Here is an 8,695-nt window from a genome sequence, read left to right on the forward strand (position 1 = left end):
TTAACTTTATTAACTAATTTATAAAAATAAAGGAGGTAGAAGATGGGTAAAAGTGAAATATCATATCATCAGGCAATTGATATGATGGAAGAATTTAGATTAATTATGAAGAGAATTCATAAAAAAAATAATGCTCCTATTAGAAAACCGGAATTTCAAGCGATGCTATTTTTATCTTGTAAAGAAAAGATTACAATGCAGGAGCTAGGTGAAGAACTACATGTGACAAAACCTCGAGTCACAGCACTTGTTGGTGAGTTACTTGAAAAAGATTTTGTAGTCCAAAGTATCGATGAAAAAGATAAAAGAAAAAAATATCTTAGTTTATCTGAAAAAGGAATCGAATGCATAGAATTACATAGAAAAGCCTATGAAGAGTGGTTTAAGTCTATATGGGATAAATTTGATGCTAGAGAAAAGGAAGCTTTTAATATATTATTAACAAAAACAAATCTAGTATTAAGAGAAGAAATACAAGATAAGGAGGAAAACAATGAAACTAATTAAATATTTAAAAGGTTTCTTGGTACCTATGATATTTTTAGTTGCGATACTAGGAGTTCGTGTTGTTGCAGAGCTAGCACTTCCAACATATACAAGCAATATAGTCGATAAAGGTATCCAACAAAGTGGTATCCAAGATGCCGTTCCTGAGAAAATTAGTGAAAAATCATTTAGAGAATTACAACTATTTATGACAGATGATGAAATCAAGAAAGTTACATCTAAATATACAAAAGATGGTGATGTGTATAAACTTGATAGCATTAATGATCAAGAGCGTAGCGAACTAAATGATATTTTTAAAAATGTTATGACTGTTGTATCTGGAGCAAAATCTGAGAACTTAGATCTAGATAAGGTTGCAGAAGGTGTCAAACTAGGACTAGTCAAGAAAGATAGTTTAATTGAACAAAAAAATAAATCAATTAGCGACTTAGGAAGTTCAGCTGATATGATAACAAAACAAGCTGGAATTCGTTATGTTAAAGAAGAGTATAGAAATAATGTTGGTATTGATACTAATGAAATTAGAAAGAATTATCTAAAAGAAGTAGGAATCATGATGATAATCGTAACATTCATTTCAGGTGTTGGAAGTGTTATTTCGAACTTTATAGCAAGTAGAATTTCTTCGAAAATAGCATATAACTTACGTGAAAAACTATATAATAAAGTATTATCATTTTCTAAACAAGATATTGATAAGTTTTCTACAGCTTCATTAATTACAAGAAGTACAAACGATATTCAACAAATACAAAATGCTTTAAATATGATGTTATTTATAGCAATTTATGCACCGATGATGGCAGTATACGGAGTTTACAAAGTTACTCAAACCGATACTGGAATGACATGGATAATTGCATTAGGTGTAGGTATCTTAGGTTTAACATTAGGAATAATTTCATTCTTAGTAATGCCAAAATTTAAAATTATGCAAAAGTTAATAGATAGAGTAAACTTGGTAACTCGTGAAGCTTTAACTGGTATTTCTGTAATTCGTGTTTTCGGTCGTGAAAAATATGAAGAGGAGAGATTTGATAAAGAAAATACAGTTCTAAAAAATGAACAACTTTTCATCAATAGAACTTTATCAGCACTTATGCCGATGATTATGTTAATTATGAATGGTATTGCACTATTAATAATCTGGGTTGGTGGAAAAAATATAGATGCTGGTAGTATTCAAGTTGGTGATATGATGGCGTTTATTACATATACAATGCAGATAGTTATGTCATTCTTATTCTTCACATTCTTAATGATGCAACTACCGCGTGCTGAAGTTGCAGCTGGTCGTATTAATGAAGTACTGGAAACAGAGGTTACTGTAGTAGATAGTGAGAATATTGATGATAGTAAACTTCAAGATGTAAAAGGTACTCTTAAATTTGATAATGTTAGCTTTACATTTGATGGAGCCGATAGTCCAGTGCTTAGTAATATTAGTTTTGAAGCTGAAGCAGGAAAAACTACTGCAATTATAGGAAGTACTGGTAGTGGTAAATCTACATTACTTCATTTAATTCCAAGATACTTTGATGCTAGTGAAGGCGAAATCTCAATTGATGGAGTTAATATTCGAGATATAAGCTTAAATAAATTAAGAGACATTTTAGGATTTGTTCCTCAAAAAGGAGTTTTATTCAGTGGTAATATTGAATCAAATATTAAATTTGCAGATGAAAATATTACTGATGAACAGATGAAAAAAGCCGCTGAAATTGCTCAAGCAATAGAGTTTATTAATGAAAAAGAAGATAAATTTAATAGTGAGATTTCACAAGGGGGATCTAACGTTTCAGGTGGACAAAAACAACGTCTTTCAATCGCTCGTGCCTTGGCGAAAAATCCTAAAATACTTCTTTTCGATGATAGTTTTTCAGCATTAGACTATAAAACAGATGTTAAATTAAGAAAAACTTTAAGAAAAGAAATGGCGGGAGTAACTACTATTATAGTAGCTCAGCGTATTGCAACAATTCTAAATGCGGATAAGATTATCGTAATGAATGAAGGTAAAATAGTAGGAGTTGGAAAACACCAAGAACTTCTAGAAACTTGTCCAACATATTTAGAAATTGCAGAAAGTCAACTTAGTGAAGAAGAATTACAAAAAGGAGGTAAACATCATGGCTAGAGATCAAAGAATAGAAAAAGCTAATAATTTTTCTGGAACGCTAAAAAGAATTATCAAATTGATGTTTACACAGTATAAAGTCTCAAGTATTTTGATAGTATTCTTTGCGTTAGCAAGTACAGTATTCGGTATTGTGGGGCCTAAGATTATGGGACAAGCAACAACTGAACTTTTTGAAGGACTAGTTGCTAAAATTAGTAATGAAGGTAGTATAAATTTCGAAAAAATAGCGGGAATTTTACTTACTGTATTAGGTTTATATATATTATCATCTCTGTTTATGTTTATTCAAGGATGGTTAATGAGTAATATTTCCCAAAAAATGACATATGATATTCGTAAAGAAATAAGTAAAAAAATAAATACTTTACCTGTTGGATATTTTGAACAACGTACAGTAGGTGAAACCTTATCACGTGTAACAAACGATGTTGATACTTTGGGACAATCACTAAACCAAAGTTTTACTCAGATAATTTCCAATACTGCAATGGTATTAGGTGTATTAGTAATGATGTTTACAATAAGCCCTCTAATGACATTGATTGCGGTAGCTTTAATTCCTATTTCAGGAATACTTTTAGGTGCTATAACAAAATGGAGTCAAAAATATTTCAAGAGTCAACAAGATATGCTTTCTGATGTAAATGGACAGGTCGAAGAGAGTTTCTCAGGTCAAAATATTATTGCAGCATTTAACTACAAAGAAAAAAGTGTTAAAGAATTCAATGATAAAAATAAACAATTATATACATCATCATGGAAAGCGAACTTCTTCTCAGGGCTAATGTTCCCAGTGATTAACTTTGTTGGTAACCTTGGCTATGTTGGTATTGTATTCTCAGGTGGATTATTAGTATCTAAAGGAACTATTGGAGTAGGGGATATTCAAGCCTTTATCCAATATATAAGAAACTTTACTCAACCAATCGGTCAAATAGCTCAGTCTATGTCAGAAATTCAAAAAATGGCAGCTGCTGGTGAAAGGGTATTTGAGTTCTTAGATGCTAAAGATGAAGAAAATGCAGAAGTTCTTGAAACAGTTACTAATAAAGAAGGTAATGTGGTATTCGATAAAGTAAAATTTGGATATGTAGAAGATCAAATAATTATTAAAAACTTTACAAGTAATGTTAAAAAAGGAGAAATGGTCGCTATCGTTGGTCCTACAGGTGCTGGTAAAACAACAATGATTAAACTTCTTATGAGATTCTATGATATTAATGGAGGAAGTATCTATATTGATGGAAAAGATATTTCTAAACTTGATAGATCTGAACTGCGTTCTTACTTCACAATGGTACTACAAGATACATGGCTATTTAAAGGAACAATAATGGAGAATCTTCGTTATGGTCGTTTAGATGCTACAGATGAAGAGGTAATAGAAGCGGCTAAAGCAGCTCATATTCACCACTTTATTAAAACATTACCAGGTGGTTATGACATGGAATTAAATGAAGATGCTTCAAATATTTCACAAGGTCAAAAGCAACTTCTAACTATAGCTCGTGCAATACTTGCTGATAAACCAATATTAATTCTTGATGAGGCAACTTCAAGTGTAGATACACGTACAGAAGTACTAATTCAAAAAGCAATGAATAAACTTATGGAAGGGCGTACTACATTCGTTATCGCTCACCGATTATCAACAATTAGAAATGCGGATAAAATATTAGTATTAAAAGATGGAGATATTATTGAACAAGGTAACCATCATGAACTATTGAAACAAAAAGGTTTCTATTCAGAATTATATCAAAGTCAATTTGCAGAATAAAACTAAAGGCATTTAGAGATTTATCTCTAGATGTCTTTAGTTTTATTTCTTTGACAATACAGAGTGTATAAAGTATAATTATCTCATATTCGAGATAATTATAAGATAAATAAGTGTATATTAAAAGCAGGAGAATCCTTATGAATAATGAGTTTAAAGCTGTTATTGGAATTATGAGAGCAAGTAATTTATTAGTGGGTGATTTAAAGAAAACTTTAAAGAATTATCCAATAAATGCGACTGAATTTTCTGTTATGGAATTTTTATATAGTAAAGGTGAGAAGAGCATTCAGGAAATACGTGATAGAATATTACTTGCTAGTGGAAGTGCAACATACGTTGTTGATAACCTTGAAAAAAAAGGATATGTTATTAGAAAGATTTGTCAAAAGGATAAAAGAGTAACTTACATTAAGTTAACTAAAATAGGTAAAGACTTAATGGATGATATTTTCCCTATTCATAAAATTAATACTAAAAAAATTTTCGATGATTTAACTAAAGAAGAATTAGATACATTGAAAGAAATATTAAAGAAAATAAACTAGAGGAGGCTTATGCCTTTTTTAACAAATAAATATCTTGAAATTGAGATAATATAGGAGGACATAAAATGATAGAGTTAGGAATTAGTACATTTGGTGAAACAACTGAAATAGAAGGAACAGGTATAATACCAACGCATGATGAGCGTATTAGAAATATGATTGAAGAGATGAAACTTGCAGATGAAGTTGGATTAGATCTTTACGCAATAGGGGAACATCATAGAGAAGATTTTGCTGTATCAGCACCTGAGATATTGTTAGCAGCAGGAGCAGCTGTTACGAAGAATATAAGATTAAGTTCTGCGGTGACAGTGTTATCATCTTCGGATCCAGTTAGAGTTTATCAACAATATGCAACAATAGATGCTATTTCTAATGGTAGAGCAGAGGTTATGGTGGGACGAGGTTCTTTTACAGAATCATTCCCATTATTCGGTTATGATTTAGCAGACTATGAGGAATTGTTCGATGAAAAATTAGCGATGTTGGAGAAAATAAAAGCTAATGAAAAGTTAACATGGGAAGGAAAGCATACACAAAAGGTAGAAAATAAGGGGGTGTATCCGCGAAGTGTTCAAAAAGATTTTCCAATCTGGGTAGCAACAGGTGGAAATACTGAATCAACTATTAAAATAGCACAAAAAGGATTACCAATAGCATATGCAATAATTGGTGGACAATATAAAGCTTTCAAAGGCTTAACAGATTATTATAGAGCTATTGGGAAGCATTCTGGGTTTGATGAAAGTTGTTTAAAAGTTGCTTCACACTCATGGGGATTTGTAGCTGAAACTGATGAAGAAGCTATTAAAAAGTATTTTCATCCGACAAAACAAGTAGTTGATGCAATCTCGAAAGATAGACCATTTTGGAGACCACTTACTTTTGAACAATATTTAAATAGTGTAGGTCCAGACGGCTCTATGTTAGTAGGAAGTCCTGAGACTGTAGCGAATAAACTTATTGATATGATAGAAACACTAGGGTTAAATCGATTCATGTTGCATTTACCACTAGGTTCTATGCCACATGAAGATATTATGAAAGCTATTAAACTATTTGGTGAAGAAGTAGCCCCTAGAGTTCGAGAATATTTTAAGGATAAAAAATAAAATTTAAATTTATACATCAAATAAATCTATTTTTTCTAAAATAATCAATCTCTATGTTATAATGAGTAGATAAAAAATATATGGAGTGTATAGATGATTATAGATAAGTATAAATATTTATTATTTGATTTAGATGATACCTTATTGGATTTTGGTAAGGCACAGGTATTAGCTTTTAAAAAATTATTAGAAGATGAGAATATTGAGTATAATGATGAGCTGTTTGAAAAATATGAAACTATAAATAAATCTTTATGGAGAAGTTTTGAACGTGGAGAAATTTCAAATAAAGAAGTTACGAGTGAAAGGTTTATAAGATTTTTTTCATTGTTTGATAGAAAAATCGATGGTAGTAAAGTAGATAATAGATATAGAGGTTATCTTGCTGAGGGAAATCAACTTTTCGAGGGAATAATTGAAATGTTAGAGAAATTAATAATAACTCATAAACTATACATAGCATCTAATGGTATAGCAATCACTCAACATACAAGACTAAAAAATAATAATCTTAATAAGTATTTTGAGAAAATTTTTATTTCTGAAGAAATCGGTAGCAAGAAACCAGATATAGAATTCTTTGATATTATCTTTAAAGAAATCGGTGTTGAAAATAAGGATGAAGTTTTAATGATAGGCGATACTCTAACATCCGATATACTAGGAGCTAATAATGCAGGAATAGATAGTTGCTTAGTAGATATTCATAAAATTTCTAATCCAGAGATTGTTCCTACGTATAAAATTGAAAAGACGATAGATTTATTGGAATTATAAAAAATGTCTAAGTTGATATGTTATCAACTTAGACATTTTCTTTTATAAACTATGATCATTGTATTTAATGTTTTCTAATGCGATGAAGCAATGCTCTATATCGTATTCTTCTTTAAGTACTAATTTAACATCTTCTACAATTTTATAATCATGGCTTGTTTCATATTCATCTAGTAAAATATGCATTGCAGCATTGATTTCATTTGTATCAGTGTGCCAAATATGAAACTCGTGAATATCAGCAATTCCTTCCACTTCTTTAATTTTATTGTAAATTTCTTCTGTATCTAGAGTAGTAGCTTCCATTAAAATAACAAATGATGATTTAGTAATTTTATAACCACCTTTGAAAAGAATTATACTGATAATAATACTCATAATAACATCGACGATTTGATAATTTGTAAAGTAAATAATGGTTGATGAAATTATGATTCCGATTGAACTGATTAAATCACCAAGGAAATGCCATAAAGCACTTTGGATATTTAAATTATCTTCTTCTTTTAGACTTTTTGTTAAAATTACAGTAACTACAATATTAAAAATCAATCCGATAGTTGAAATTATAAGCATTGATTTGAAATCAATATCTTTAGGATTGAAGAATCTCATGAATCCTTCAAATATTAAATAAATCGAAATACCAACTAGCATAAGACCATTGATAAAGGCTGCTAGCACTTCTAATCTGACAAAACCAAAAGTATATTTTTTATTTGGTTTTTTTGAACTGAATAGTAATGCAATAAGACTGAACCCTAATGCAATAACATCAGAGAACATATGGAAAGAATCTCCTAAAAGTGCTAATGAGTTAGAAAGAAGTCCTCCGATGTATTCTAATAATGCAAAGCTTGTTGTTAAAAATAATGTTATATAAAGTATTTTTTTTGAATATGCTTGAATTTTATAATGTTTTTTATGATGAAAATTTGTTTGTATCATTTTATTCTCCTTTTTTTAGATTATTGATATTATAAATCATGTTGGTTAATATTACAAAAATACTGCACTGATAACAATTATTAGTACTTATATCATTAGGGTCTATTGCTTTTTTCATATTAGTTTGATAAAATTAAGAAGAATTTAGAAGAAAAAAAGGTGGAAAAAATTATGCGTATTTTATGTATTGGGGATAGTAATACTTGGGGATATGTCCCAGGAGAAGATGGAGTAAGAACTGAAAAAAGATGGACTAATTTACTAGCGGAGCTTCGTCCTAATGATACAATAATAGAGGAAGGACTTTGTGGTAGAACTGTAATTGCAAAAGACACAATCGTACCCGTTAGATGTGGTATTGATACATTACCAATTCTAATGTTAAGTCACGTGCCCGTTGATTTAGTAATCATAATGTTAGGTACAAATGATCTAAAAAAACAATTCAATCCAAGTGCCAAACTTATTGCTAAAGGAATAGAAGAATACATTAAATATATTAGAAATCCACATTTAATAGCGGGATATAAAATCCCAAAAATTCTTGTTGTATCACCAGTTCCGTTACGTGATGAAATAGTGGATAGACATAGTTTATTTGGTGAATTTGATGAAAATAGTTTAAAACAATCAAAATTCTTAGCGCAAACATTTAAAGAAGTTAGTGATAAGTATGAAGTTGACTTTTTAAATGCTGGACGTGTTGCAGAAACTTCATTAGTGGATTGCATTCACCTAGATGATAAAAATCATGAAAAATTAGCGAAATATATCGCTAGTAAAGTTTCAGAAGTCTTGGATTACGAAGAAGCAAGATAAAAAAAGTAGTAAACTCTCTAACTTAGAGAGTTTACTACTTTTCAGGCTGTTGACAAATGCA

Annotated in this window: 8 protein-coding genes; 7 read left to right on the forward strand and 1 reads right to left on the reverse strand. The window is 30.0% G+C overall.

The features are described from left to right. Positions 1 to 42 precede the first annotated feature (42 nt). From O3884_RS01355 to O3884_RS01380, 6 genes are all read left to right on the forward strand, one after another. A complete protein-coding gene (locus O3884_RS01355) occupies positions 43 to 507 on the forward strand; it encodes a MarR family winged helix-turn-helix transcriptional regulator (RefSeq protein ID WP_371451226.1) in 465 nt (154 codons plus the stop codon). Then, the gene (locus O3884_RS01360; RefSeq protein ID WP_371451227.1) at positions 494 to 2,647 is read left to right on the forward strand and encodes an ABC transporter ATP-binding protein; all 2,154 of its coding nucleotides are present in this window, start codon (positions 494 to 496) and stop codon (positions 2,645 to 2,647) included. The genes O3884_RS01355 and O3884_RS01360 overlap by 14 nt, the downstream gene beginning before the upstream one ends. Next, entirely contained in the window at positions 2,640 to 4,430 is a 1,791-nt protein-coding gene (locus O3884_RS01365) for an ABC transporter ATP-binding protein (RefSeq protein WP_371451228.1), read from the forward strand. Before O3884_RS01360 ends, O3884_RS01365 begins: the two co-directional genes overlap by 8 nt. A gap of 140 nt (positions 4,431 to 4,570) precedes the next feature. Further along, positions 4,571 to 4,978 (forward strand): MarR family winged helix-turn-helix transcriptional regulator, encoded by a 408-nt coding sequence (locus O3884_RS01370; RefSeq protein ID WP_371451229.1) that lies wholly within the window; start codon positions 4,571 to 4,573, stop codon positions 4,976 to 4,978. 65 nt (positions 4,979 to 5,043) lie between these two features. Beyond that, a complete protein-coding gene (locus O3884_RS01375) occupies positions 5,044 to 6,090 on the forward strand; it encodes an LLM class flavin-dependent oxidoreductase (protein WP_371451230.1) in 1,047 nt (348 codons plus the stop codon). Between the two features lie 93 nt (positions 6,091 to 6,183). Then, positions 6,184 to 6,867: a YjjG family noncanonical pyrimidine nucleotidase gene (locus O3884_RS01380; RefSeq protein WP_371451231.1), complete on the forward strand. Its 684-nt coding sequence runs from the start codon at positions 6,184 to 6,186 to the stop codon at positions 6,865 to 6,867. A gap of 42 nt (positions 6,868 to 6,909) precedes the next feature. Here the strand turns inward: O3884_RS01380 and O3884_RS01385 are convergent, their stop codons facing one another. Next, a complete protein-coding gene (locus O3884_RS01385; RefSeq protein ID WP_371451232.1) occupies positions 6,910 to 7,815 on the reverse strand; it encodes a cation diffusion facilitator family transporter in 906 nt (301 codons plus the stop codon). Positions 7,816 to 7,986: 171 nt separating this feature from the next. Here O3884_RS01385 and O3884_RS01390 point away from each other — a divergent pair, with 171 nt between their 5' ends. After that, complete coding sequence (locus tag O3884_RS01390; protein ID WP_371451233.1) at positions 7,987 to 8,634, forward strand: GDSL-type esterase/lipase family protein; 648 nt, start codon at positions 7,987 to 7,989, stop codon at positions 8,632 to 8,634. The last annotated feature ends 61 nt before the right edge of the window (positions 8,635 to 8,695 follow it).

Source organism: Gemella sp. 20925_1_85, assembly GCF_041433735.1.
Lineage (GTDB): Bacteria > Bacillota > Bacilli > Staphylococcales > Gemellaceae > Gemella.

Excerpts from the sequence above, each read along its gene's own strand:
- O3884_RS01370 (WP_371451229.1), top strand. The coding sequence starts at position 4,571 with ATGAATAATGAGTTTAAAGCTGTTATTGGAATTATGAGAGCAAGTAAT.
- O3884_RS01380 (WP_371451231.1), top strand. The coding sequence starts at position 6,184 with ATGATTATAGATAAGTATAAATATTTATTATTTGATTTAGATGATACC.
- O3884_RS01375 (WP_371451230.1), top strand. The coding sequence starts at position 5,044 with ATGATAGAGTTAGGAATTAGTACATTTGGTGAAACAACTGAAATAGAA.
- O3884_RS01365 (WP_371451228.1), top strand. The coding sequence starts at position 2,640 with ATGGCTAGAGATCAAAGAATAGAAAAAGCTAATAATTTTTCTGGAACG.
- O3884_RS01385 (WP_371451232.1), bottom strand. The coding sequence starts at position 7,815 with ATGATACAAACAAATTTTCATCATAAAAAACATTATAAAATTCAAGCA.
- O3884_RS01360 (WP_371451227.1), top strand. The coding sequence starts at position 494 with ATGAAACTAATTAAATATTTAAAAGGTTTCTTGGTACCTATGATATTT.
- O3884_RS01390 (WP_371451233.1), top strand. The coding sequence starts at position 7,987 with ATGCGTATTTTATGTATTGGGGATAGTAATACTTGGGGATATGTCCCA.
- O3884_RS01355 (WP_371451226.1), top strand. The coding sequence starts at position 43 with ATGGGTAAAAGTGAAATATCATATCATCAGGCAATTGATATGATGGAA.